At 71.9% G+C, this 22,728-nt stretch carries 21 protein-coding genes and 1 pseudogene; 9 read left to right on the top strand and 13 right to left on the bottom strand.

The features are described from left to right. Window positions 1-77 precede the first annotated feature (77 nt). The gene (locus V1633_RS23275) at window positions 78-1,238 is read left to right on the top strand and encodes an endo-1,4-beta-xylanase (protein WP_331216514.1); all 1,161 of its coding nucleotides are present in this window, start codon (window positions 78-80) and stop codon (window positions 1,236-1,238) included. Window positions 1,239-1,610: 372 nt separating this feature from the next. Here V1633_RS23275 and V1633_RS23270 read toward each other — a convergent pair whose 3' ends face one another. The 3 genes and pseudogenes from V1633_RS23270 to V1633_RS23260 form a co-directional block, all read right to left on the bottom strand. Next, window positions 1,611-1,910 carry a hypothetical protein gene (locus tag V1633_RS23270; RefSeq protein WP_331216513.1) on the bottom strand — a complete coding sequence of 100 codons (300 nt, stop codon included), beginning with the start codon at window positions 1,908-1,910 and terminating at the stop codon, window positions 1,611-1,613. A gap of 113 nt (window positions 1,911-2,023) precedes the next feature. After that, window positions 2,024-2,380, bottom strand: a pseudogene (locus tag V1633_RS23265) (DUF1622 domain-containing protein); the annotation flags it as partial. A 12-nt stretch (window positions 2,381-2,392) separates the two neighbouring features. Then, the gene (locus tag V1633_RS23260; protein ID WP_331216511.1) at window positions 2,393-3,187 is read right to left on the bottom strand and encodes a DUF427 domain-containing protein; all 795 of its coding nucleotides are present in this window, start codon (window positions 3,185-3,187) and stop codon (window positions 2,393-2,395) included. A 204-nt stretch (window positions 3,188-3,391) separates the two neighbouring features. Between V1633_RS23260 and V1633_RS23255 the strand changes: the two genes are divergently transcribed. Then, window positions 3,392-4,423 carry an ABC transporter substrate-binding protein gene (locus V1633_RS23255; RefSeq protein ID WP_331216510.1) on the top strand — a complete coding sequence of 344 codons (1,032 nt, stop codon included), beginning with the start codon at window positions 3,392-3,394 and terminating at the stop codon, window positions 4,421-4,423. 91 nt (window positions 4,424-4,514) lie between these two features. Here the strand turns inward: V1633_RS23255 and V1633_RS23250 are convergent, their stop codons facing one another. From V1633_RS23250 to pdxH, 6 genes are all read right to left on the bottom strand, one after another. Continuing rightward, window positions 4,515-5,681 carry an acyl-CoA dehydrogenase family protein gene (locus V1633_RS23250; RefSeq protein WP_331216509.1) on the bottom strand — a complete coding sequence of 389 codons (1,167 nt, stop codon included), beginning with the start codon at window positions 5,679-5,681 and terminating at the stop codon, window positions 4,515-4,517. After that, the gene (locus tag V1633_RS23245) at window positions 5,678-5,977 is read right to left on the bottom strand and encodes a type II toxin-antitoxin system VapB family antitoxin (protein ID WP_331216508.1); all 300 of its coding nucleotides are present in this window, start codon (window positions 5,975-5,977) and stop codon (window positions 5,678-5,680) included. Before V1633_RS23245 ends, V1633_RS23250 begins: the two co-directional genes overlap by 4 nt. A gap of 190 nt (window positions 5,978-6,167) precedes the next feature. Then, on the bottom strand, window positions 6,168-6,839 hold the full coding sequence (locus V1633_RS23240; protein ID WP_331216507.1) for a nitroreductase family protein: 672 nt from the start codon (window positions 6,837-6,839) through the stop codon (window positions 6,168-6,170). A gap of 16 nt (window positions 6,840-6,855) precedes the next feature. Further along, entirely contained in the window at window positions 6,856-7,797 is a 942-nt protein-coding gene (locus V1633_RS23235; protein ID WP_331216506.1) for an aldose 1-epimerase family protein, read from the bottom strand. Window positions 7,798-7,868: 71 nt separating this feature from the next. Continuing rightward, window positions 7,869-9,560 carry an MFS transporter gene (locus V1633_RS23230; RefSeq protein ID WP_331216539.1) on the bottom strand — a complete coding sequence of 564 codons (1,692 nt, stop codon included), beginning with the start codon at window positions 9,558-9,560 and terminating at the stop codon, window positions 7,869-7,871. A gap of 17 nt (window positions 9,561-9,577) precedes the next feature. Beyond that, window positions 9,578-10,237: a pyridoxamine 5'-phosphate oxidase gene (gene pdxH / locus V1633_RS23225; RefSeq protein WP_331216505.1), complete on the bottom strand. Its 660-nt coding sequence runs from the start codon at window positions 10,235-10,237 to the stop codon at window positions 9,578-9,580. A gap of 210 nt (window positions 10,238-10,447) precedes the next feature. Between pdxH and V1633_RS23220 the strand changes: the two genes are divergently transcribed. From V1633_RS23220 to sepH, 3 genes are all read left to right on the top strand, one after another. Beyond that, window positions 10,448-11,554 carry a citrate synthase 2 gene (locus tag V1633_RS23220; protein ID WP_331216504.1) on the top strand — a complete coding sequence of 369 codons (1,107 nt, stop codon included), beginning with the start codon at window positions 10,448-10,450 and terminating at the stop codon, window positions 11,552-11,554. Window positions 11,555-11,852: 298 nt separating this feature from the next. Further along, window positions 11,853-12,980: a phosphoserine transaminase gene (gene serC / locus V1633_RS23215; RefSeq protein WP_331216503.1), complete on the top strand. Its 1,128-nt coding sequence runs from the start codon at window positions 11,853-11,855 to the stop codon at window positions 12,978-12,980. Between the two features lie 209 nt (window positions 12,981-13,189). Then, window positions 13,190-14,251 (top strand): septation protein SepH, encoded by a 1,062-nt coding sequence (sepH, locus tag V1633_RS23210; protein WP_331216502.1) that lies wholly within the window; start codon window positions 13,190-13,192, stop codon window positions 14,249-14,251. A gap of 245 nt (window positions 14,252-14,496) precedes the next feature. On the opposite strand, the gene V1633_RS23205 is transcribed toward sepH, so the two are convergent. Continuing rightward, window positions 14,497-14,940: a VOC family protein gene (locus tag V1633_RS23205; RefSeq protein ID WP_331216501.1), complete on the bottom strand. Its 444-nt coding sequence runs from the start codon at window positions 14,938-14,940 to the stop codon at window positions 14,497-14,499. Further along, entirely contained in the window at window positions 14,937-15,482 is a 546-nt protein-coding gene (locus V1633_RS23200; RefSeq protein ID WP_331216538.1) for a DinB family protein, read from the bottom strand. Before V1633_RS23200 ends, V1633_RS23205 begins: the two co-directional genes overlap by 4 nt. Window positions 15,483-15,550: 68 nt before the next feature. Here V1633_RS23200 and V1633_RS23195 point away from each other — a divergent pair, with 68 nt between their 5' ends. From V1633_RS23195 to V1633_RS23180, 4 genes are all read left to right on the top strand, one after another. Beyond that, window positions 15,551-16,534 carry a helix-turn-helix transcriptional regulator gene (locus tag V1633_RS23195; RefSeq protein WP_331216500.1) on the top strand — a complete coding sequence of 328 codons (984 nt, stop codon included), beginning with the start codon at window positions 15,551-15,553 and terminating at the stop codon, window positions 16,532-16,534. Between the two features lie 126 nt (window positions 16,535-16,660). Beyond that, window positions 16,661-18,343 (top strand): alpha/beta hydrolase, encoded by a 1,683-nt coding sequence (locus V1633_RS23190; protein ID WP_331216499.1) that lies wholly within the window; start codon window positions 16,661-16,663, stop codon window positions 18,341-18,343. 195 nt (window positions 18,344-18,538) lie between these two features. Next, a complete protein-coding gene (locus V1633_RS23185) occupies window positions 18,539-20,299 on the top strand; it encodes an alpha/beta fold hydrolase (protein ID WP_331216498.1) in 1,761 nt (586 codons plus the stop codon). A gap of 110 nt (window positions 20,300-20,409) precedes the next feature. Next, on the top strand, window positions 20,410-21,396 hold the full coding sequence (locus V1633_RS23180) for an aldo/keto reductase (protein WP_331216497.1): 987 nt from the start codon (window positions 20,410-20,412) through the stop codon (window positions 21,394-21,396). 75 nt (window positions 21,397-21,471) lie between these two features. Here the strand turns inward: V1633_RS23180 and V1633_RS23175 are convergent, their stop codons facing one another. Next, on the bottom strand, window positions 21,472-22,068 hold the full coding sequence (locus V1633_RS23175) for a 2'-5' RNA ligase family protein (protein WP_407952088.1): 597 nt from the start codon (window positions 22,066-22,068) through the stop codon (window positions 21,472-21,474). Window positions 22,069-22,137: 69 nt separating this feature from the next. Beyond that, on the bottom strand, window positions 22,138-22,632 hold the full coding sequence (locus V1633_RS23170) for a hypothetical protein (protein ID WP_331216495.1): 495 nt from the start codon (window positions 22,630-22,632) through the stop codon (window positions 22,138-22,140). Window positions 22,633-22,728: the final 96 nt, after the last annotated feature.

Here is a 22,728-nt window from a genome sequence, read left to right as displayed (position 1 = left end):
CCGTCCCCGGCACGCGCGGATCAGCCGACCACTCCGGTGGTCGGCGTCGAACCCCCACCCCTGGAGGTCCCGCTCGAATGAAGAAGCTCCGGATCATAGTTGCCGGTGTACTCACCGCCGGCGCGCTCTACGCGGTCGGGCCGTCGTCCGCCACCGCCGCTCCGACCCAGGCGCTCGCCCCCACCGGTCAGGCGTTGGCGACCGGTGGCTGGCACTCCCCCTCGCCGGTCAACACCGACCTGCCGCTACGGGTGCTGGCCAGGAAACACGGTCTCGGCTTCGGTACGGCGGTCGACGTCAACAACCTGACCAACGACGCCACCTACCGGGAGCTGGCGGCCACGGAGTTCTCCGCGGTCACCGCCGAGAACGCCATGAAGTGGGCGGAGCTGGAGCCGACCCGCGGCACGTACAACTGGGGCCCGGCCGACCAACTGGTCGAGTTCGCCCGACGCAACGGGCAGAAGGTGCACGGCCACACCCTGCTCTGGCACAGCCAGCTTCCCACCTGGCTGACCGACGGCGTCGCCGACGGCTCGATCACTCCGGCGGAGCTGCGCACCATCGCGCGCAACCACATCACCACCGTGGTGAAGCGCTACAAGGGCAAGGTCCGGGCCTGGGACGTGGTCAACGAGGCGTTCACCGACGGCGACAGCCCGGTGCTGCGGGACACCATCTTCCGCCAGCACCTCGGCGAGAACTACATCGCCGACGCGCTGCGCTGGGCGCACGCCGCCGACCCGAAGGCCAAGCTCTTCCTCAACGACTACGCGATCGACAACATCAACCCGAAGAGCACCGCGTACTACGAGCTGGCCAGGCAGCTGCGCAAGCAGCGGGTGCCGCTGCACGGCATGGGCTTTCAGGGCCACCTCGATCTGCAGTACCCGCTGCCGATCGACGCCCCGCAGAACCTGGCGCGGTTCGACAGGCTCGGCCTGGAGACCGCGTTCACCGAGGTCGACGTCCGGTTCTTCCTGCCGGTCGACACGTACAAGGAGGCCGGCCAGGTAGGCAGCTTCAACACGCTGCTCCAGGCCTGCCTGCTCACCCCGAAGTGCGTGATGTTCACCGTCTGGGGCTTCACCGACAAGTACTCCTGGGTCCCCGGATTCTTCGAGGGCCAGGGCTCGGCCACCCCGATGGACGAGAACTTCCAGCCCAAGGCCGCGTACCGGGGCCTGCAGCAGGTCCTCGCCGTCGCCGCTGACCCGAACAGCAGGCGCGGCTTCTGACGGCTCGACCGGGAACGGGCCAGGCCCGGGCCCGTTCCCGGTCGGCCCCGACCCTCGTGGACCCGCCCATCAGCGGGTTCCGTCCCGACCAGCACCACCACCACCGGTGTTCGGCCAACGCAATCCGACCCCACCGGTGCTCGGCCCCGGACCCGGCCCCAGCCCGGGCCGGGGCCGAGCGCGTCACCCCGCCCGCGCGCTCGCCCCGGCCCGACCCGACCGACCCGGCCGGCCCGCGCTCACCCCGCTCCCGGCCAAGCTGGAACCCGCCGCGCCCATCCCGTCCCGGACCGGGTGGAATCCGCCGCGCCCATCCCGTCCCGGACCGGGTGGAACCCGCCGCCCGCCCGTTCCGACCGGTGCCCGCCGTGCTCACCCGGCGGGTTGGTCGGGTCGGGATCCCGGTCGGACAGCGCCGGGTCCGGCGCCTCCGCCGCCGGACCGGGGGCCGGGGCCGAGCAGGGACGCCGAGACCAGCTGACGCAACGCGACGACCACCGCCGCACCGGCCAGGTCCGTCCAGGTCTGCGCGCCGGAGAGCCGGATCAGACCGGCGGCGATCAGCAGGTCGAGCAGTACCCGGATCGCGGTACGCCAGGAACGGGTGGTCACCAGCACCACCGCCGCGGTGGCCAGCGCCACGGCGGTGAGCAGGGTCGCCCACTGACTCATCGCCGGTCGGCCGGATCAGGCCCGGAGGCGTGCCCTGCCGGGCCGCCACCGGCTTCCCCGAACAGGTCCCCGCTCGCCGGGGCCGCTCCGGACCGCCCCGCACCGGCGGCACGCCGGCCCGGCTCCCCGGTGCCGAGCTGCCGCTGCTCCCGCTCGATCTCCCGACGCAGGAAGTAGTTCAGCGCGGTCCGGATGGTCGCGATCGCGGCCAGCCGGCCGAGCTGCCCGAAGCTCGGCGACACGGCGGTCCGGAGGATGTCGGCGGCGAGCTGGAACTCCAGTCCCAGGGTGAGGAACCGGCCCAGCGACAACCGGATCGGGGTGAAGACGGCGGCGGAACGGTGCCGGACCCCGGAGACCACGAACCGGGCCGCGCTCCAGACCGCGCCGACGAAGATGACCGCCGCCCCGACCGCCTCGACGATGGTGACCAGTACCTCGACGACGCGGCCCAGCAGTTCCTCGGACACCGGGCGGGGGTGTCACTTCGCCCAGCGGGTCTGCGGACGGTCCAGCCGCTTGCCGTCGACCGTGATGTCGGTCTTCTCGCTGTAGAAGCAGATCATTCCGGCGATCGGCTGCAGCAGGTGGCTCGGGAAGTCGTACGCCCAGGCGATGTCCTCGTGCAACGTGTCGCCGATCTTCACCGACCAGTAGTTGCTGGTCCGCCCGGTGTACGGGCAGGCGGTCTCGGTCTTCGTCGGAATCAGCCGGCCGAGGTGCACCTCGGACCGGTTGAGGTAGTAGCGGGTCGGTACCCCGGTCTCGAAGACCAGCACCGGGGACCGGCTCTCGGCGAGCAACTCGCCGTCGAGTTCGACCCGGACGTGCCGGGTCGAGCGCAGGGCGTCCACCCGGGTGTACGGGTCCCGGGGATGGACAAAAAGCTCCTCGTCCTCCTCGAACCAGGTGTCGACGGCCTCCCAGTCGACCCGCACCATGTCCACCAGCCCCTCCCTGGAGGGAGCGATGTGCAGCCGAACCACACCTGCCCGGTAGTTGTCGCCGACCCGCAGCCCGTACTGCCGGGCCGAGCCGAGTTTGAACTCCTCGACATCGTGCTCGTCGACCAGGAACTCCTGACGTATGTCTTCCAGTGGGATGTAGTACTGGGGGTAGTGCTGCCACTCCCAGACGTACTTGGCGTGGACGGTGTCCAGAACCCACTCACCGTTCATGATCGCCCTGATCCGCCGAGGCGCGGGCTCGATGTGGTCGACCGGCACCAGCACCTGGGGAAACTCGGCCGGAACCGTGATCGCGGGTACATCGGACACGGCAGGCGGCTACCCCGCACCGCGCGCCTTAATCCCTACGGTTCCGGGTCGTGCCCGGGTCCGGACAGCGCTGCCTCGCGGGCCCGGCTTGACAGTTCTGACTTAGGTCAGGCTAACCTAAGGCCCGCACCGGCGGTGCCGTCACCGCGTCGCGCCGTGCGGCAACCCGCTACCCCCCCGCGTCAGTTCGAGGAGCCATCCGTCATGTCCCAGAGTCGTTCCCTCAGCCGCCGGAACCTGCTCGGCGCGGCCGGCGCGCTCGGCCTCGGCGCCCTGCTCAGCGCCTGCGGCGCGGACGACGGCGGGTCGTCGGGCGGATCCGGCTCGGCCCCGGCCGGCGGCCCGTGGAACTTCACCGACGACCGGGGCCAGTCGGTCAGGACCGACGCCCGGCCGCAGCGGGTGGTCGCGTTCACCGGGACCGCCGCCGCGCTCCACGACTTCGGTGTCGCCGACCAGCTCGTCGGAGTCTTCGGCCCGACCACCCGGCCGGACGGCAGCCCGGACGTGCAGGCCGGCGACCTGGACGTCGGCAAGGTGACCGTCATCGGCAACACCTGGGGCGAGTTCAACATCGAGAAGTACGCCGGGCTCCGCCCCGACCTGCTGGTCACCCACCAGTACGAGGAGGGCGCGCTCTGGTACGTGCCGGACGAGAGCAAGGACAAGATCGCCCCGCTGGCACCGAGCGTCGTCCTGGTCGCCTCCCGGGCACCGCTGGACAAGGTGATCGGCCGGCACGCCGAACTCGCCGCCGCGCTCGGCGCCGACCTGAACGCGCCGAGGGTCACCGACGCCAAGGCCCGGTTCGAGGCCGCCGCCGCCAGCATCCGGCAGGCGGTGGCGGAGAAGCCGGGGCTCAAGGTGCTGGCCTGCTCCGCCGCCGCCGACCTCTTCTACGCCTCGAACCCGGGCGTCAACTCCGACATCCTCTACTACAAGTCCCTCGGAGTGGACGTCATCGTGCCGGACAAGCTCGACAACCTCGGCTACTTCGAGAGCCTGAGCTGGGAGAACGCCGACAAGTACCCGGCCGACCTGCTGCTGCTCGACAACCGCAGCTCCACGCTGCAACCGAAGGACCTGACCAACAAGCCGACCTGGGGCCAGCTACCGGCGGTCCGAGCCAACCAGGTCGTCGGCTGGAACAGCGAGCCCCGTTTCTCGTACGCCGGCAGCGCCGCCGCGCTGGAGACCCTGGCGAACGCCATCAGGTCGGCGAAGAAGGTGGCCTGAGCCGGCCGCCGGGACCAGCCGAGGCTGACCGGACCGCCGTCAGGCTGACCTCCGAACCGCCGTCGGGCTGACCTCCGGACCGCCGCCCGGGTCAGCCGAACGCGGCCAGCCCGGTCAGCCGCTGCCCGATCACCAGTTGGTGGATCTCCGAGGTGCCCTCGTAGGTCAGCACACTCTCCAGGTTGTTGGCGTGCCGGAGCAGCGGATACTCCCCGCTGATCCCGTTCGCGCCGAGGATCGTCCGGCACTGCCGGGCGATCGCCAGCGCCTCCCGTACGTTGTTGAGCTTGCCGACGCTGACCTGCTCCGGCCGGAGCCGGCCGGCGTCGGCGAGCCGACCCAGGTGCAGCGCCAGCAGGTAGCCCTTCTGCAACTCGACCGCCATGTCGGCGAGCTTGGCCTGGGTGAGCTGGAAGCCGGCGATCGGCCGCCCGAACTGCTCCCGGGTGGTGGCGTAGTCCAGCGCGGTGTGCAGGCAGTCCCGGGCCGCCCCGAGCGCACCCCAGACGATGCCGTACCGCGCCTCGGTCAGGCAGCTCAGCGGAGCCTTCAACCCGACCGCCTCGGGCAGTCGCGCCTCCGCCGGCAGCCGTACCTCGTCCAGCACGATCTCACCGGTCGAGGAGGCGCGCAGCGACATCTTCCGCCGGATCTCCCGCGCGGTCACGCCGGGCGTGGTCATCGGTACGACAAAACCCCGCACCCCGTCGTCGGTGCGGGCCCAGATCACCGCGACGTCGGCGACCGGCGCGTTGGTGATCCACATCTTGCCGCCACTGAGCACCCAGTCGGTGCCGTCCCGCCGCGCCCGGGTGGTCATCGAGGCCGGGTCGGAGCCGTGGTCCGGCTCGGTCAGCCCGAAGCAGCCGACCGTCTCGCCGGCCGCCATCGACGGCAGCCACCGCTGCTTCTGCTCCTCCGAGCCGTACCGCCAGATGGCGTACATGGCCAGTGATCCCTGCACCGAGGCGAGCGACCGGACGCCGGAGTCACCGGCCTCCAGTTCCAGGCAGGCCAGCCCGTACGCGGTCGCCGAGGCGCCGGCGCAACCGTACCCGGTCAGGTGCATGCCGAGCAGGCCCACCTTGCCGAACTCGGCGGCCAGTTCCCGGACCGGCGCCCGGCCCTGCTCGTACCAGTCGGCGACGTACGGGCGGACCCGGGTGGCCACCAGCTCGCGTACGACGTCGCGGATCCCGCGCTCCTCGCCGGTCAGCGGACCGTCCAGGTCGAGCAACTCCAACGGATATGTGCTCATGACGCCGGCAGCACCAGGACCCGGGCGTGGATCTGGTTGCGCTGCTGCAGTGCGGCACGCAGCGCCCGGTGCAGCCCGTCCTCCAGATAGAGGTGACCGCCCCACTGCACGACGTGCGGGAACAGGTCGCCGTAGAAAGTGGAGTCCTCGGCGAGCAGCTTGTCGAGGGCGAGTTCCCGCTTGGTCGTGACAAGCTGGTCGAGGCGCAGCGGACGTGGCGGGATCTCTGCCCACTGCTTCAACGTGAGCCCGTGGTCCGGGTACGGTCGCCCGTCCCGAACCGCTTTGAAGATCACGACGGCACGCTCCCCTCCCCATGGCCGTGCTGGCCTGACCCCTTGCGTTTCCACCCTGGCGGCCCGCCCCCGGCGCAAGCCGCAGATTGCAAATGACGCTCGTCAGCCTAGCGACCTCGTACGACCCCTCGGTTTGTTCCCGGATGTCAGTTTCGTTACTACCTCCGGTAGCGCACCTGACCGCTCTCGGTCAATCTGTCATACCCCAACGACCTCGGTGCACCACCTCGGCCAGCGGCCGGCGACCCCGTCGCAACGAACCCGACCGGTGGTCCGGCGCCGGGTAACCGACGGTGACCGCCCCGATCGGGGTGAACTCCTCCGGCACCCCGAACGCGTCCTTGAACGCACCGACCCGTTCCACCGGCAGCCCGAAGAAACACGCCCCCAGTCCCTCGTCCACCGCGGTCAACAACATCAGCAGCGCGGCGAACCCGGTGTCGACGTACCAGTACGGCACCGGCCAGCGGGCCTCGTCCCGGTCGGTCCGACCCTTGTCCGGCTCGGCGTACCGGTCCAGGTACGCCTTCCGACTGGCGTGCGGCACCACGACCAACGGCGCCCGACGCATCCCGGTCAACCACCGACTGGCGGAAAGGAAGGGCCCCTTCTTATCGCTTTCGGTAGAGGAAGGGCCCCTTCCTAACACTTCTGGCCGCGGCTGCGGGCTGGTCACCGTCCAGAACCGGTCGCGGTCAGCCGGCTCGGTGAGCAGCAGGAACGACCAGCCCTGGGAGAACCCGGCGGACGGCGCCCGGACGGCGTGGTCGAGCAGCCGGTCCACCACCTCCGGCGGCACCGGCCGGTCCGGGTCGTAGTTGCGGACCATCCGACGCCGCCGTACGACCGCCGAGAACTCCATCGGCCCGTCCCGTCGCTCAGCTGCCGGGGCGGATGCCCCAGGCCGCCCGCCAGGTCTGCCCCGGTTCGAGGACGATGATGTCCCGGCCGGAGCGGAACGCGTCCGGCGGGCAGGTCATCGGCTCCACCGCCACCGAACGGCGGTGCCGGTCACCGGTCAGCGTGTCCCCGGTGAACACCTGCCACCAGCCGAACGAGTTGTCCGCCCAGATACTCACCGCCGCCGAGGAGTCCGGGCCGGTCAGCGTGACACTGGAGCCGGTCGGACCCACCTGGTCGGGGTCCAGGTCCCCGAAGGCGACGTCGAGCACCGCCGGGCCGATCCGGCGCGGCGCGGTGAAGTCGTAGTCGCCGCCGGCCACCTTCACCGCACCGATCGGCAGCAGCCGCCCGTCCAACATCAGCCGGTTGCGGCCCGGCACCCGCAGCAACAGGTCGTCCACCGGCACGCCGGGCAACCGCAGGTACGGGTGCACCGAGAAGCCGAACGGGGCCGGTTCCCGCCCCACGTTGGTCACCTCGTGCTCGGCGCGCAGCCCGCCCGCGTCGACCCGCCACTCGGTCTGCAACTCCAGCGGCCACGGATATCCCAGCTGGGCCGGCATCTCACAACGGATCACCACGCTGTCCGAACGCCGCGACACCAGTCGCCAGGGCAGCCAGTTCACCAGTCCGTGGATCGCGACGTGCCGTTCCGGCTCGGTCAACGACAGCTGCAACGCCCGGCCGCCGAAGGTGTACTGGCCGTCCCGGATCCGGTTCGGCCAGGGCGCCAGGATCTGGCCCGCCGCGCCGGGCGGCAGCTCGTCCTCGCCGTACGCGTCGACGTAGTCGACCCCGTCCGCCCGGTACGCCCGCAGCCCGCCGCCGACCTCGACCACCACCGCCTCGTGGCCGTCGGCACCAATCGTCCACTGTGCACCGGACAGCGGCCGGGCCGCCGTCGTGACGTCTTCCATGTCTTGCTCCTAGGTCGGCCGCACCCGGAGAGAGGTCCGAGGCGGCTCGGTCGCTGACCGGACGATAGCCGTTACCCCGGCGTCGCGCCGGGCCGCCCGGACGCCACGCCGGACTGTTCCGGAGCCGCACCGGGCTGATCCGGGGGCACACCGGGCCGCTCGGTCGACGCCGCACCGGGCTGATCCGGAGCCGCCCCGGGCCGGTCGGCCGACGCCACGCCGCGCTGCTCCGGGGCCACGGGCGCGCCGGACCGGTCGGCGGGCGCCGGCACGGCGGGCTCGACCGCGCGGCCCGCCCCGGGGTCCGCCTCCCCGGCGGGCGGGTCGGCCAGGACAGGGCGGGGGTCGCCGGACAAAGGGCCGCCTGGCAGAGAGCCGACCGGCGAACGGTCGGGATCCGCGTCGCCTGGCAGAGAGCCGGCCGGCGAACGGTCGGGATCCGCGTCGCCTGACAAAGGGCCGGCCGGCGAAGGGTCGGCCGGATCATCGGCGATCGGGGCGCGGTAGCGGCGCAGTGCCGGAAAGAGGACCCCGACCAGCACGGCCAGCACCGCCGCCGCGAGCGCACTGCCGGACCAGGCGATGCCGACGCCCCAGACGCTCGCCATCGAACCTGACCGGAGGTCACCGAGGCGCGGCCCACCGGCCACCACGGTGATGTTGACGCCCTGCAGCCGGCCGCGCAGCCGGTCCGGGGCGTACACCTGGAGCATGGACTGCCGGAAGACGGAGCTGACCAGGTCGGCGGCGCCGGCGAGGACGAGCAGCCCGACGACCAGCCAGAGCTGGTGGGCCAGCCCGGCGGCGGCGATCGCCAGGCTCCAGCCGACGACCGCGATCACCAGGCCCAGTCCCTGGCGGCGGATCCGGTTGATCCAGCCGGAGGTGAGCCCGCCGAGCACCGAGCCGATCGCGATCGCGCTGTAGAGCCAGCCGATCGCCGCGCCGCCGCCGAAACGTTCGGTGGCCACCTCGGGGAAGAGCGCCCGGGGCATCGCGAAGACCATCGCGACGATGTCGACGGCGAAGGAGAGCAGCAGCACCGGCGTACCGGCCAGGTAGCGGAAACCGTCGGTGATGCTGCGCAGGCCGGCACGACGGGGGGCTGCGGCGTCCGCGTCGTCGTCGAGGATGGGCGGCATCGGCGGCAGCCGGTACGTCGCCCACAGCGAGACGGTGAACAGCACGGCGTCGACGCCGTACGCGATCGGGAGCGCCGTGTCGACCGAGGCCGCCGAGAAGACCACCCCGCTGACCAGCGGGCCGACCACCGCGCCGAAGGTGCTGGTGGTGAAGCCGAGGGTGTTCGCGGCCGGGACCAGGGTCGACGGCACCAGCCGGGCGATGATCGCCTGCCGGGCGGGCGAACTGATCGCGAACGCCGTCGTCTGCACCGCGACCAGGACCAGCAGCAGGACCGGGCTGCCCACCCGGAACAGCGCCTGGAGCAGGAGACCGAGGGTGGACAGCCACATCAGCGCCGAGCTGGCGAGCAGCAGTCGCCGACGGTCCATCGCGTCCGCGATCGCGCCGCCCCAGAGACCGAAGATCAGCAGTGGGACGAATCCGGCGATGCCCAGCAATCCGACCCAGAGCGAATCGTCGGTGAGCGCGTACATCTCGACCGGCACGGCGACGGCGGTGAGCTGGAAGCCGAACATCGACACGCCGTTGCCGACCCAGAGCCGCCGGTACGCCGGCACCCGCAGCGGCCGCACGTCGATCGCCAACCGGGCGAACCGACCTCGGGCACCCCCCGTGATCTTGGTATTACCGCTGTTCAAGGCGCCAACCGCTCAATGGTCCAATCCTGTGCACCGGACCGACGGTAGCGCAGTCGATCGTGCAGCCGACTGGCCCGCCCCTGCCAGAACTCCACCGACTCCGGCACCACCCGCAGCCCGCCCCAGTACGGCGGCGCGGGCACCGGCGTCCCCTCCGGGAACCGTTCGACAACCGCCCGGAACCGCTCGTCCAGCACCGCCCGGTCCGGCAGCACCTCCGACTGCGGGCTGGCCCAGGCCCCCAGCTGGGAACCCCGGGGTCGACCGGCGAAGTACGCCTCGGTCTCCGCCCGGTCCACCGGCGCCACGGTGCCGCAGATCACCACCTGCCGCTGCATCGGGAACCACGGGAAGAGCAGACTCGCGTACGGGTTGACCCGCGCCTCGGCACCCTTGCGCGACCCGTAGTTGGTGTAGAAGACCAGCCCGCGCTCGTCGTACCCCTTGAGCAGGACGGTCCGGGAGCTGGGCCGGCCCCGCGCGTCGGCGGTCGACACCACCATCGCGTTCGGTTCTGGCAGCCCGGCCGCGACGGCGTCGGCGAACCAGCGGTGGAACTGGGTCCACCAGTCGGCGGCCAGGTCGGCGTGGGACAACCCACCCGTCGCCGCGTACTCCCGGCGCAGCTCCGCCGGCGGCACTGTGTCCCCCACCACGTTCCTCTCCTCACCCGACCACCCGCACCCGGACGGTACGCCTGACGGCCGGTAACGGCCGTGTCGCGGACAGCACAACCTGGCCCGCTCGCAAAGTTAGTTACCCAGCAGGCAAGATGGCACGAATACATCCCTGAGTTCGCCGGAGGCTCCTGCCGGGCACACCGGAAATGAGCCCCCGAGGGCACGCACAACGATCCAGGAGCGCGCATGTCCGACTTCAAGCCGGGGCTGGAAGGTGTGATCGCCTTCGAGACCGCCATCGCCGAACCCGACAGGGAAGGAGGGGCGCTGCGCTATCGGGGAGTCGACATCGAGGACCTGATCGGACAGGTCTCCTTCGCCAACGTCTGGGCGCTGCTCGTCGACGGCCGGTTCGGTCCCGGCCTGCCCCCGGCCGAGCCGTTCCCGGTGCCGGTGCACTCCGGCGACATCCGGGTCGACGTGCAGTCGGCGGTGGCGATGCTCGCCCCGTACTGGGGACTGAGCCAGCTCCTCGACATCTCCGACGAACAGGCCCGGGAGGACCTCGCCCGGGTGTCGGTCACCGCACTCTCCTTCGTCGCCCAGTCGGCCCGGGGCCTCGGCCTGCCGGCGGTGCCGCAGAAGGAGATCGACAAGGCGTCCACCATCGTCGAGCGGTTCATGAAGCGCTGGCGTGGCGAGCCCGACCCCCGGCACGTCAAGGCGGTCGACGCGTACTTCATCTCGGCCGCCGAGCACGGCCTGAACGCCTCCACCTTCACCGCCCGGATCGTCGCCTCGACCGGCGCCGACGCCGCCGCCTGCATCTCCTCCGGCATCGGGGCGCTCTCCGGCCCGCTGCACGGCGGCGCACCGTCCCGGGTACTGGAGATGATCGAGGCCGTCGAGCGCAGCGGCGACGCCGAGGGGTACGTCAAGAACCTGCTCGACCGGGGTGAGCGGCTGATGGGCTTCGGCCACCGGGTCTACCGGGCCGAGGACCCGCGCGCCCGGGTGCTCCGGCGCACCGCCAAGGAACTCGGCGCCCCCCGACTGGAGGTCGCCGAGGCGCTGGAGAAGGCCGCGCTTGCCGAACTGCAGGCCCGCAAGCCGGACCGGGTGCTGGCCACCAACGTCGAGTTCTGGTCCGCCGTGGTGCTCGACTTCGCCGAGGTGCCGGCGCACATGTTCACCTCGATGTTCACCTGCGCCCGGGTGGCCGGCTGGTCGGCGCACATCCTGGAGCAGAAGAAGCTCAGTCGGCTGGTCCGCCCGTCGGCCCGGTACGTCGGCCACGGCCCGCGCAAGCCGAGCGACGTCGAGGGCTGGACCGCCATCCCGCACAACGCCTGAGTGTTACCAGTCAAGTGTCAAAAGGGGCCCTTCCTATACCTGAAACGATAGGAAGGGCCCCCTCCTAACGCCCCTCGGCCCACCCTCGGCCCACCCTCGGCGCGCCGGGGATGCCGCAGGTCGCCGCGGTCCGCCGACTTCCGCCGGCGGCCGGGATGTGGGGCACGCCTCAGTGGGCACGATGGGACAACCGGACCGGCGCGGCGGGACGGGTGCGAGGATGGTCGGGCGGCAGCGTCGCCGGATAAAACCGCTCGGCACCCGGGCTCCTCGGCCCACCGGAAGGATCTTCGTAACCGTGGCTGACGTATCGACCATTCGGATCCCAGACGAGATCAAACCCGCTGACGGCCGGTTCGGCTGCGGCCCGTCCAAGGTGCGTCCGGCCGCGGTTTCCGCGCTCGCGGACGTCGCCACGACGTACCTCGGCACCTCGCACCGGCAGAAGACGGTGCGCGACCAGGTCGCCCGGCTGCGCCGCGGCATCGCCGAGTTCTTCTCCCTCCCCGAGGGCTACGAGGTGATCCTCAGCAACGGCGGCACCACCGCGTTCTGGGAGGTCGCCACCTTCGGCCTGGTCCGCGACCGGGCCCAGTTCGCCAGCTTCGGCGAGTTCGGCGCCAAGTTCGCCAAGTCGGTCAAGGACGCGCCGTTCCTCGGCGAGCCGACCGTGCGCAAGTCCGACCCGGGCAGCGCCCCGAGCCTGGTCGCCGAGGCCGGCGTCGACGTCTACGCCACCCCGCACAACGAGACCTCGACCGGGGTCGCGGTGCCGGTCCGCCGGGTCGCCGGGGCGGACGACGACGCGCTGCTGCTGGTCGACGCCACCTCCGGCGCGGGCGGCCTGGACGTCGACGTCCGGGAGAGCGACGTCTACTACTTCGCCCCGCAGAAGTGCTTCGGCTCCGACGGCGGGATCTGGCTGGCCCTGATGTCGCCGGCCGCACTGGCCCGGGCCACCGAGATCAAGGAGTCCGGTCGCTACATCCCGGCCTTCCTCGACCTGGTCACCGCGATCGACAACTCGCGGCTGGAGCAGACGTACAACACGCCGGCGCTGTCCACCATCTTCCTGGCCGCCGAGCAGACCGACTGGATGAACGCGCAGGGCGGGCTGGCCTGGGCGGCCAAGCGCACCGCCGAGAGCGCCAACATCGTGTACGGCTGGGCCGAGCGCTCCAGCGTGGCGACGCCGTTCGTGACCGACCCGGCGCTGCGCTCCAACGTGGTCGCCACGATCGACTTCGCCGAGGGTGTGGACGCGACCGCGATCGCGAAGGCGCTGCGGGCGAACGGGATCGTCGACACCGAGCCGTACCGCAAGCTGGGCCGCAACCAGCTGCGGATCGCCCTCTTCCCGGCGGTCGAACCGGCCGACGTGGAGGCGCTGACCGCCTGCGTCGATCACGTCCTCGACCGGCTCTGAGACACCGGTTCCCGGGTCGGGTGGTCGGCTCGACCACCCCACCCGGGCGGCTGGCGCATTCGAGCTGATTGATCAATTGGTCCAGCTCACCCCGCGACATGCGGGCGTGGCTCTCCCCAACGGGTGACGATCCGGCGTACCGTGTCTCAAGGACGCCCGGGTGGCTGACCTGTGGCGTGGGGCCAGCGAGGCGGGACGGAGGCAACGCGATGCGGCCAGTACGCTTCGTCGCCCTCTCCGAGGACGGCCAGGCCATGGTGCTCACCGACGAGGTGGGCCGCCTTCTCGCGCTCCCGATCGACGAACGGGTGCAGACCGTCCTGCACGGTGATCCCAGCAGCCCGACCCTGACCGCGGTCGGCAGCGGCAGCGACCCGGTGCCCTCACTGTCGCCTCGGGACATCCAGGCCCGGATCCGGGCCGGCGAGTCCGCCGAGGACGTGGCCCGGATCGCCGGCGTCCCGGTCGACCGGGTGCTGCGGTACGCCGGACCGGTGCTCCAGGAGCGGGCGATGCTCGCCCAGCACGCCCGGCGGACCCGGCTGAAGAACGCGGAGAACACCAGCCCGCTCGCCGAGATCGTCGACGGTCGGCTCTCCCAGCACGGCATCGACACCGAGAAGATCTCCTGGGACGCCTACCGGCGGGACGACGGGACGTGGCGGATCGTCGCGACCTGGCCCTCCGGCAAGGCGACCGCGCAGGCGGTCTGGGATCTCGACAAGACCCGCCAGGCGGTCAGCCCGCACGACGACATGGCGCAGTACCTCTGCGCCGAGCGGCCCGCGCCGCTGCTGGGCCAGGAACCGGCTCCGGAACGGGGCGGGCACGCGCTGCCCGGTCCGTCCCGGGTGGAGCCGAGTCGTGGCGGCCACGGCCTGCCCGCCGCCAGCGACCTGCCCCGGCCCGGCCGGGATCCGATCCGGGCCGGACGGGACGCGCTGCTCGCCTCGCTCGACCGGCCGCTCGGCTCCAACGCCGGCCGTGGTCTCGAACCGGCCGCCTCGATGGCGCCGGAGGCACCCCGGCAGCGGCCGGTGGTCGGCGGTGCTGCCGCGCTGCTCGGCGGCGGCCCGGGATCCGCGTTCGACGACGACTCCGACGCGCCGAAGGAGGTCCCGGCCGTACCGTCGCTGGCGGTGCTACGGCCCCGGCGCACCTCCGGGCCGGGCGGCGAGGGTGGCGACGCGGCGGGCAAGCCCCGCAAGCGGCTGCCGAGCTGGGACGACGTGCTCTTCGGCGGCGGTCCGGCGGCGCGGGAGAGTTCCTGAGCCACGGGACTACCGCGTGCTGGCGCGGCCCTGTCCCGGCTGACGCGGCGGTGGGGCGACCTGGCCGAGGTGGCGGTGGAGCGCCTGACCCAAGTAACGGTGGGGTGACCTTTTGCTGAGGTGGCAGCGGGGGCGACCTGGCTGAGGTGGCAGGGGGGCGACCTGTCCCGCTCTGGGCGGTCAGGCTTGATCCCGTCGCGTGACAGGTCGCCCCCTGCACAGCCGGAGTCGTCGGTGGACACGGGTCAGGACGGCGAGACGCAGAACTCGTTGCCCTCCGGGTCGGCCATCGTGGTCCAGGTCTGTGGGCCCTGACGTCCCTGGTGCAGCACCCGCGCACCCCGGCCGACCAGCTTCTCGACCACCGCGTCGACGTCGTCGGTACCGACCCGTACGTCGAGGTGCATCCGGTTCTTGACCGTCCTTGGCTCCGGCACGTGTTGGAAGAGCACCCGGGGTGCCCGCGTCGGCCCGTCCGGGTGCCGGATCGCCGCCCCGGCCCGCCAGACCAGGACGCCGTGGTGGCGGGTGGTGTCGTCCTCGGTGGCGTACCCGGCGTCGATCATCCGCCGGATGAACGCCTCGTCGCTCGGCTCCACCTCCCAGCCGAGGGTCTCGGCCCACCAGTCGGCGAGGTTGTGCGGGTCGGCGCTGTCCTGGGTCACCTGGAAGTCGTACGGCATGGTCATCCCCTGCGCTGGTAGAGGTCGCGGAGCAGACTGATCTCGGCTCCGTGGTGGATCACTTCGCGGTTTATGTGCAACACCAGCCCGGCCATCGGATAGTCGGCGTACGGCCCCTCGGCCGGCCCGCAGGGACGGCCGAGTCCGTCCTCGCCGAGCCCGCGTACCCCGGCGGTCCACATCCGGTACGCCTCGTCGAGCTGCGTCAACGCCCCGGCCGCGGTGCCGGCGTACTCGAAACTGTCGTGGTCGCGGGCCGGGCCGCCGAAGTGGCTCGCGTTGCGGGCGCCGAAGACACCGACGACGAGGTGGGCCAGCCGCCACGCGATCGTGGTCACCGGCGGCGGCTCCGGCTCCGGCCAGGCGAACTCGACGACGTACTCGCCGGAGCCGTGCCCGGTCGGGCTCTCCGCGCGCCGCCGGACGCTCCAGCATCCCGGCACCGGCTCCCAGAAGTACTCGTCGTCGGTGAGCCCGTCGAGCCGGGGCCGCAGCTGGTGCTGCCAGTGCCAGTCCAGTTGGTCGGCGAGTTGCTCGCTCCACAAGATGCCCATGGTCGTCACGCTAACCGCTATCGAGGACAGGTTCGGTCCTCGATAGCTGGAAGACTTGATGTGTGTTGGACACGTCGGCCCGGTTGCTGCGGCTGCTCGCCCTGTTGTCGACCCGGCCGGAGTGGACCGGGCCGGAGCTGGCCGAGCGGCTCGACGTCACGGTACGCACGCTGCGTCGTGACATCGCCCGGCTGCGCGAACTCGGCTATCCGGTACGGGCAACCCCGGGGGTGGCCGGCGGCTACCGGCTGGGCAGCGGCTCGACCCTGCCGCCGCTGCTGCTCGACGACGACGAGGCGGTGGCGGTGGTGCTCGGCCTGCGCGGCGCGACGAACCACACGGTCACCGGCATCGCCGAGACCTCCGTACGGGCGCTGGTGAAAATCGAACGGCTGCTGCCCGCCCGGCTGCGTCGGCGTACCGCCGCCCTGCGGCTGGCCACCGTCCCGCTGCCGGGCCAGCTGCCGACCGTCGACCCGGACCTGCTCCACGTGATCGCCGAGGCGTGCCAGGGCCTGCACCGCCTCCGCTTCGGCTACCAGGGTCGGGACGGAACCGCCCTGGTCCGTACCGTGCAGCCGCACCGGCTGGTGCACACCGGCCGCCGCTGGTACCTGGTCGCCCGGGACGAGGACCGGGACGACTGGCGTACCTTCCGGGTGGACCGGATCAGCGAGCCGCGTGCCGCCGGGGGCCGGTTCACCCCGTGTGACCCGCCCGACGCGGCGGCGTTCGTGGCCGACTCGATCACCACCGCGCCGTACCGGTTCCGGGCCCGGGTCCTGGTACACGCGCCGGCCGAGCAGGTCGCCGACCGGGTGCCGTCCTCGGTCGGGGTGGTCGAGTCGGTCGACGCCGGGCACTGCCTGCTGGTCACCGGGGCCGACTCGGTCACGGGTATCGCGGTGCACCTCGCGCTGCTCGGGCAGGACTTCACCGTGCTGGAACCACCCGAGCTGGTCGCGGAACTCGCCGTGGTCGCCGACCGGCTGTACCGGGCCCATCGGGAGTCCGACCTGGCCGACCGGTCGGATCCCGGGCGGTGATCCGACCAGTGGTCCCTGGACCGGCCCGGAGCGGGGTCAGCGTCCCTTTGCTCTGACCGATCGACGTGGTCGACTGTGGCGGTCATGAACCAACCACGATCGTCGATCGACCACGACGGGGGAAGCATGAGACGAACGTTCCGCGCCGGTGTCGGCCTGCTCGCCGCCACGCTGATCCTGTCCGGAGCCGCCCCGGCGGTCGCGGCACCGGCCGAGCCGGCATCCGACCAGGTGGTGGGCGGTTGGCGGCCGGGACCGATCGACTGGCAGCCGTGTCCCGAGGTACCCGACGACCCGGGCGTCCGCTGCGCCACGCTCGACCTGCCGGTCGACTGGACCCGCCCGCACGGCCCCACCTTCCCGTTGGCGATCGCCAGGCGTGCCGCCACCGGCCCCGAACCGGCCGTCGGGCCACTGCTGGTCAACCCGGGCGGTCCGGGCGGCTCCGGAGTGGACGAGGTGATCCACCTCGGAGCACGGTTCGGCGGCGAACCGCGGTACAGCCCCGAACTGCTGCGCCGCTTCGACCTGATCGGCTTCGACCCGCGCGGGGTCGCACGTAGCCATCCACTCGTCTGCAGCACCGAACTGGCTTACCAGCGGCCGTTCCTGATCCCGGAGAGCGAAGCCGCCTACACCGCACTGGTCGACTACAACCGGCGCCTGTACGCCGACTGCCGGACCCGGACCGGACCGCTCTTCGACCACCTGGACAGCGTCGACGTCGCGTACGACATGGACGCCGTCCGGGCCGCGCTGGGCGCACGACAGATCAGCTACTACGCCCTCTCCTACGGCAGCCTCATCGGCCAGATGTACGCCGAGCACTTCCCGGACCGGGTACGGGCGATGGTCATCGACAGCAACATGGACCACAGCCTGGGTACCCGGGATTTCCTGCGCACCGGGGCGATCGCGGTGCAGGAGTTGTTCGACGGCTTCGCCGCGTGGTGCGGTCGGGACGAGCGTTGCGCGTTGCACGGCCGGGACGTGCCGGCCCTCTTCGACGACCTCGTCCGCCGGGCCGAGGCCGGCGAGCTGGTCAACCCGGACACCGGCGCCCCGATGCACTGGTCCGAGCTGGGCGCCCAGGTTCGGAGCAGCAGCTTCGAGCCGCTCTGGATCATGCTGTCCAACTGGCTCGCCGCGCTGGTGGACCAGACGTCCCCGACGGCGGCCGGGGCAGTGGCGCCGCGCTGGGCCCTCCCCGGCACGGACCGCACCACCACGACACCCGGCACCGACTCGACCGCCGACACCACCTCGGCGGAGGTCACCGAAAATCCCCTCCTGATCTTCTGCCAGGACTTTTCGCTGCCGGTCAGGAGCTTCGCGGAGTACTCCCGCCACCTGGCGGAGCTCCGGCGCATCGCACCACAGGTCCGGATCTCGTGGCTCAGCAGCCTCACGGTCGGCTCCTGCATGGGATGGCCGGCGAAGGCGGGCAACCCGCAGCACCGGCTCCGGGTACGCACGTCGATTCCGTTGCTGGTGATGGGCGTCCGCTACGACCCGTCCACCCCGTACCAGTGGTCGGTGAACGTGGCGGAGCAGCTCGGCCGGCACGGTCGGCTGGTGACCTACCTCGGCTGGGGACACGGCGGCTACAACGCCACACCCTGCACCGGGTCGTTCGTGGATCGGTACCTGATCGACCGGGAACTGCCGCCACCCGGAGCGACCTGCGTGGGCGTCCTGGATCCGACCCCCCGCTCGCAGCCCGCGGGTACGCCGTCACCGCAGCGCCCCGGCTCGGCGGTGCCGGGCATGCCGAACCCGCCGACCTGGTTCGGCCGACAGGTGGGATGACCTGACCGGCGCAGGACCACGAAGCGGTGGCTGTGGGTCGGGACGTACGCCCGGCCCACGGCCACCGTCGAGGCGCGTCAAACCGTCGACTCCAGTCGATACGACAACCGAACACTTCGGACTATCACCCTTTGCTCCGGTCGACGACTGTGATCAACTGACCGGTATCGTTGCTCCGTCGAACGGGGAGTGCCCATGAGACGAACGTCCCATGCCGCCATCGGCCTACTCGTCACCTCGCTCCTGCTGGCCGCCACCGCACCGGCAGTGGCCGCAGCGGCCCCGGAGCCCGACCGGGTCACCGAAGGTTGGCGTGCGGAGCCGGTCGACTGGCAGCCCTGTCCGGAACTTCCGGATGACCCGGGCGTACGGTGCGCCACGCTGGACCTGCCGATCGACTGGACCCGACCGCACGGCCCCACCTTCCCGTTGGCGATCGCCAAGCGTGCTGCCACCGGACCGGAACCGGCGATCGGCCCGCTCCTGATCAACCCGGGCGGCCCGGGTGGCTCCGGAGTGAACGCCGCACTCGGCGCGGATCAGCAGCTCAGCGCCGAGGTGCTGCGACGCTTCGACGTGATCGGCTTCGATCCCCGCGGAGTCGCGCGCAGCAATGCGGTCGTCTGCTCGATCGACGTGCTCGCCACCGGCCCCTCCCCGGCACCCGCCAGCGCGGCGGGGTACGCCGATCTGCTCCAGTTCAGCCAGCGGCTGCACGAAGACTGCCGGCGGCAGACCGGCCCCCTCTTCGACCACGTCGACACGCTCGACGTCGTACGCGACATGGACGCCATCCGGGCGGCGCTGAACGCACGGCAGATCAGCTACTACGGGCTCTCCTACGGCACCCTGATCGGCCAGATGTACGCCGAGCGCTTCCCCGACCGGGTACGCGCCCTGGTGATCGACAGCAACATGGACCACAGCCTGGGTGTCCGGGACTTCCTCCTCGGCCAGACGGTGGGGGCGCAGGAGTCGTTCGAGGAGTTCGCGGCCTGGTGCGACCGGGACGAGAGGTGTGCACTGCACGGCCGGGACGTGCTGGCCGTCTTCGACGAGCTGATGCGCCGTGCCGACGCGGGTGACCTGGTCGATCCGGGCACCGGTACGCCGCTCGACTGGTACGCGCTCAGCGGCACCGCCCGCACTGCCGGCTACGGTCCGGCCTGGCTGTCATTGGCCGAGTGGCTCGCCGCGCTGGCTGACACCGCCGCTGACCCGGACGGCAGGCCGGGGTCCGCGGACCGGACCGACGCCGAACGGGCGCCCGCACCACGGCCGGTGCCGGCGGCGGCCCTGACCTGGCCTGCGGCCGGCGTCCCGAACGACCCGACGGCGACCCTCACCTGGCCGGCGGCCGGCGCCAGGAACGACCCGGCGGCCGACGTCACGGGCGACCCGGCGGCCGGGCGGGCCGACGGCGTCGCTCCGCCCACCGTCGTCCAGTTCCCGACGGCGATTCTGTGTCAGGACTGGTCGCTGCCGGTGCGGGACTTCGCGCAGTACTCCCGGTTCCTCGCCGAGAACCGGCGGGTGGCTCCCCAGATCCGCGCGTCGACGCTCGGCGTCCTCGCGGTCGCCGTCTGCCTCGGCTGGTCGGGCGAGGTGGGCAACCCCCAGCACCGGCCGAAGGTCCGGACGAACATCCCGCTGTTGGTGCTCGGGTCGCGGTACGACCCGGCCACTCCGTACCACTGGTCGGTGGCGGTCGCGAAGCAGTTGGGCCGGCACGGTCGGCTCGTCAGCTACCTGGGCTGGGGGCACGGCGCGTACGACCGCACCCCCTGCACCATCGGATTCGTCGACCGGTACCTGGTCGACCGGATCGTCCCGCCGGCCGGGGCCAGCTGCACGCCGGCCGCCGACCCGGTGCCGGCCGCGTCGCCGCGCCGATCCGAGGTGCCGCCGACGTCGACGCTACCCACCTGGTCGGGGCCGTACGCCGGAGCGGCCTGACCCGGACGATGGTCCCTGCGGTGGCCGCGGGGGGGGGGGGGGGGGGCCCCCCCCCCCCGCGGCCACCGTCGTCATCGAGGGTCTACGGGACGCGTGGCAGGGTGGGAGTCATGGAATACACGAATCTCGGTCGAACCGGGCTGTCGGTGAGCCGGCTCTGCCTCGGCACGATGAACTTCGGACCGGAGACCAGCGAGCCGGACAGCCACGCCATCATGGACCGCGCGCTGGAGCAGGGGATCAACTTCTTCGACACCGCCAACGTGTACGGCCGCAAGCTCGGCGAGGGTGTCACCGAGAACATCATCGGGCGCTGGTTCGCCCAGGGTGACGGCCGCCGGGACAGAGTCGTGCTGGCGACCAAGGTGTACAACCGGATGGGTGAGTGGCCCAACGAGCAGGGTCTCTCCGCCCGGCACATCGTCCGGTCCTGCGAGGATTCGTTGCGTCGTCTGCAGACCGACTGGATCGACCTGTACCAGATGCACCACATCTCCCGGACCACCCCGTTCGAGGAGATCTGGCAGGCGATGGAGACCCTGGTCGCCCAGGGCAAGGTGCTCTACGTCGGCTCCTCGAACTTCGCCGGCTGGCACCTCGCCCGCGCCCAGGAGTCGGCGGACCGGCGCAACTTCCTCGGTCTCGTCTCCGAGCAGTCGATCTACAACCTGATGAACCGGTTCGTGGAGCTGGAGGTGCTGCCCGCCGCCGAACAGTACGGCCTCGGCGTCATCCCGTGGTCGCCGTTGCAGGGCGGGCTGCTCGGCGGAGCGATCCGCAAACTCGCCGAGGGCAGCGCGAGCCGGTCACGCAACGAGCACGCGACCCGGCTGCTGGCCGAGAACCGGGCGGCGATCGAGGCGTACGAGAAGCTCTGCGCCGACCTGGGCCACGATCCGGCGAACGTGGCACTCGGCTGGCTGCTGACCCGTCCGGCGGTGACCGCGCCGATCATCGGCCCGCGTACGGTGCAGCAGCTCGACGCCACACTCGGGGCACTCACCGTCGAGTTCAGCGCCGAGACGCTGGCCCGACTCGACGAACTCTTCCCGGCGCCCGGCAAGGGCGGACCCGGCCCGGAGGCCTGGGCCTGGTGACTCTCCGGGCGGCCGGGAAGCTCTCCCCGGCCCGCCGGTCGAGCACGGCCCGCCGGCGAGCACAGTCCGTCGCGGCTACCGGTCGGATACCGACTGCTCCGAGGCGTCCTCGGTGAGCGGCCAGGTCGCCAGCCGGTCGTACGTCGGGCGGGGACCGAGCTGGCTGCGGACCAGCGCCAGCTCGGTCGCGGGCCAGGACGGTCCGAGATAGCCGTCGAGGGTACGCAGGTCCTCGTCGAGGCTCTCCCGGTCGAGCCGGTCACCGGGCCGGGCCAGGGTGAGGTGCGGTCGGAACGGTCGGGAGTCGTACGGCAACCGGGCCCGGCGCAACTCCCGCCGAGTGCGGTCGGCGAGTCTGCGCAGTGCGGCGACGTCGCCGAGCAGGCCGACCCAGAGCACGGTGAACCGGCCCCGACCGAACCGGCCGCCCCCGCCGAGCCGCAACCGGAGCGGAGTCGGCTCGGGGACGGGCTGCCGGTCTCGACGACGGGTGGGCGGCGAACGCCAGGTCTGTACGGCCCGGCCTAACGCCTCCGCCACCTCCGGTAGCCGGTCGTCGGCCACCTCTCCGAGAAAGGCGACCGTGACGTGCAGGTTCGCCTGGTCGGCGAGACGTACGTTGACGCCGGTGTCGGCCACCGCGCCGACCCGGAGCCGACGAACCTGCGCCATCACGTCGTCCACCACCTCGGCGGGCGGGTAGATGGCGACGAAGAGCCGCACGGGTCGCCGCTCCGGGGGTCAGCCGGCCGGTCGACGGGGACCGGCGTGCGGGGTCCGGAGCACCAGACCAGCGGCCTCCAGTTCGCCTTCGACGCGTACCCGTTCGATCTCCCGGTCGACGCCGGTCAGCTCGCCCAGGTGCTCCGGTACGCCGAGGCGCTGGCTGGCCAGCCGGAGCCGGTCGTCGTACGCCTCCAGCAGCGCACGGTGCTCCGGCTCCGGCCCACCGGCGGCCTGCCCGCGTTGGTCGGCGAGGCGACGCAGGTCGGCGGCGAGCTGCTCGATGGTCGGGCCGCCGACCCGGTCCAACTCGGTCGGATCGACCCGGCCGCGCGTGTCCGCCTCGAACGCCCGGTCGAACCGGTCGAGCAGGCGTCGTTCCCGGCGCTCGGCGATCCGGCGCCCGAGGTGGTCGAGCAGCTCGTCCGCACAGATCAACGCGGCCACGACAAGGGGCAGGCACGCGGTAGCGAGTAGTGCCAGCGGCAGCGCGAGAGCATGCACGGTGGACACATCCTTTGACGCTAGGCGGTTGTTCAGCTTACCGCTACCGATTTGCCGGCATCGAACATTTCACTGTGTCGCCGTTCCCAGGACCGCCCGGAGTTG

Origin of the sequence: Plantactinospora sonchi (genome assembly GCF_036422035.1) — a bacterium.
GTDB lineage: Bacteria > Actinomycetota > Actinomycetes > Mycobacteriales > Micromonosporaceae > Plantactinospora > Plantactinospora sonchi.
This window is presented reverse-complemented; position numbering and strand designations above follow the sequence as displayed.

Excerpts from the sequence above, each read along its gene's own strand:
- V1633_RS23275 (WP_331216514.1), top strand. The coding sequence starts at position 78 with ATGAAGAAGCTCCGGATCATAGTTGCCGGTGTACTCACCGCCGGCGCG.
- V1633_RS23235 (WP_331216506.1), bottom strand. The coding sequence starts at position 7,797 with ATGGAAGACGTCACGACGGCGGCCCGGCCGCTGTCCGGTGCACAGTGG.
- V1633_RS23240 (WP_331216507.1), bottom strand. The coding sequence starts at position 6,839 with ATGGAGTTCTCGGCGGTCGTACGGCGGCGTCGGATGGTCCGCAACTAC.
- V1633_RS23270 (WP_331216513.1), bottom strand. The coding sequence starts at position 1,910 with ATGAGTCAGTGGGCGACCCTGCTCACCGCCGTGGCGCTGGCCACCGCG.
- V1633_RS23205 (WP_331216501.1), bottom strand. The coding sequence starts at position 14,940 with ATGACCATGCCGTACGACTTCCAGGTGACCCAGGACAGCGCCGACCCG.
- V1633_RS23220 (WP_331216504.1), top strand. The coding sequence starts at position 10,448 with ATGTCCGACTTCAAGCCGGGGCTGGAAGGTGTGATCGCCTTCGAGACC.
- V1633_RS23255 (WP_331216510.1), top strand. The coding sequence starts at position 3,392 with ATGTCCCAGAGTCGTTCCCTCAGCCGCCGGAACCTGCTCGGCGCGGCC.
- sepH (WP_331216502.1), top strand. The coding sequence starts at position 13,190 with ATGCGGCCAGTACGCTTCGTCGCCCTCTCCGAGGACGGCCAGGCCATG.
- V1633_RS23190 (WP_331216499.1), top strand. The coding sequence starts at position 16,661 with ATGAGACGAACGTTCCGCGCCGGTGTCGGCCTGCTCGCCGCCACGCTG.
- V1633_RS23185 (WP_331216498.1), top strand. The coding sequence starts at position 18,539 with ATGAGACGAACGTCCCATGCCGCCATCGGCCTACTCGTCACCTCGCTC.
- V1633_RS23175 (WP_407952088.1), bottom strand. The coding sequence starts at position 22,068 with ATGGCGCAGGTTCGTCGGCTCCGGGTCGGCGCGGTGGCCGACACCGGC.
- V1633_RS23180 (WP_331216497.1), top strand. The coding sequence starts at position 20,410 with ATGGAATACACGAATCTCGGTCGAACCGGGCTGTCGGTGAGCCGGCTC.
- V1633_RS23250 (WP_331216509.1), bottom strand. The coding sequence starts at position 5,681 with ATGAGCACATATCCGTTGGAGTTGCTCGACCTGGACGGTCCGCTGACC.